This is a genomic window from Endozoicomonas sp. ONNA1, assembly GCF_024606325.1.
Classification (GTDB): domain Bacteria; phylum Pseudomonadota; class Gammaproteobacteria; order Pseudomonadales; family Endozoicomonadaceae; genus Endozoicomonas_A.
Genome location: NZ_JAHHPN010000961.1, coordinates 1 through 1,545, shown reverse-complemented (window position 1 = coordinate 1,545; position 1,545 = coordinate 1). Strand labels below are relative to the sequence as shown.

2 protein-coding genes are annotated in these 1,545 nt (G+C 49.3%); both read left to right on the top strand.

What is annotated here, in order from left to right; genetic code table 11:
- Window positions 1-669, top strand: a 669-nt coding sequence (locus KDK19_RS23220; protein WP_257293049.1) for a hypothetical protein, incomplete at its 5' end; no start/stop codon positions are given.
- Window positions 659-1,545: DUF87 domain-containing protein (locus KDK19_RS23215; RefSeq protein WP_257293048.1), on the top strand; the 887-nt coding region annotated here is incomplete at its 3' end. The genes KDK19_RS23220 and KDK19_RS23215, both read left to right, overlap by 11 nt.

The window sequence follows — 1,545 nt, the reverse complement described above, 5'->3', positions numbered from 1 at the left end:
TTCCAGCAACCTCTTGGAAGCTGGTTGCAACAACACCGCATTAGCCATTACTCACCCCATTGGAAAGAGTGTGATACCGATCCCAGGAAACCATTAAGACCAGAATATACGGCCATCAATCTGTTACTTTTGCCGCAGCTGACCCCTCAGACATTCCGCAATGCCCTGCAACCCGGCAACAGTAATGGTGCTCTCTGGCAGACTTTTATCGGTGCGCTTACCGGACAAAAAAGCGGCCATGGCGTATCGCAAATCATCGATGCCGTTGAGCTGGCACGCCTGAAAAGCATCAAATTGCATTTCGAAAATGGGGAGGCGCTTAACCAGATCACAAAACCGTCCAAAACTGAGGATCAGCCAACAGAGGAAAAGGATAATGAACTCGATTGGCTTGAGCTGGTTATAGGTAACCTCCACGCAGAGGATATCAAATGGGCGAAAGACAGCCTTCTGCTGCCTTGGCCTGATGCGGTCAAATCCAGGGAAACTCCAGAACCGGATATTCTGCTCAAACAATGGAACCAGAGAGGTTGGATCAGACCTGTTGGGAACCAGATTATTTTTCGACGTAATGGCCGACTGGTCATTGCTCTGCAACCTGTCATTTCCGAACAGTGCAAACAATGGTTGCCAACAAAAAACATCACGGGGACACAGCATGATCAGTGATCGCCCTTATTTGCAAAACTGGCGGCCTATTTATGAGTTGAGTTCCTCCGCCGTATGGTTTTCCGCCATGATTACAGCCTATACATTGTCGTTTTACAGTTTACTGCCGCAGATTGGTTTTGTTCTAACCTCTACTTTCTGCGGGGCCATGATGTTCATTCGGCTGAGACAGGCTTTGCCAAGATGGCAACAGCATCGGCGGCTTAAGGGGAAAAAGCTGGCTCTGTTAAAGCTAACGGGAAAAAAATGCCATTCATTGCAAACAAAGAATCAGAAGCAAGGAGTCTGGTTAGGCTGGGGCTTTGAATGGCAACGGCTCCATGGACAAAGAGCCTGGGACTTATTACGAAGTGATAACCTGCCAGCCAAATCAGAAAAAAACATGGGAGCAGGCTGGATTCACGGTATGGAAGAACATGAGGAGCCGTTATATCAGCCTCTTGAACAGACTCAGATGCATACCATGGTGATCGGTGTCCCGGGCAGCGGTAAAACCCGACTCTTTGATTTGTTGGTGACACAAGCCGTATTACGCAATGAGCCCGTTATTATCGTCGACCCAAAAGGCGACCATGATCTTGCCAGCCATACCCTCAGAAGTTGCGAGCTGTCAGGCAATCAATACCGGTTTATGAAGTTCCATCCGGGCTTTCCTGCCAATTCCATTCGTATCAACCTGCTACAGAACTTCAACCGTTCCAGTGAGCTGGCCAGCCGGATTTCTGGATTGATGCCTTCCGGTGGTGATAATGCCCCCTTTCAGGCTTTTGCCCAAAAAGCCGTTGATGCCGTAGTTCAGGGCTATCTGCTCTGTGGTCAGCGCCCTACCCTTGTCATGATTCGTCAGGGACTGGAAGGTGGCGTCACCAGACTGCT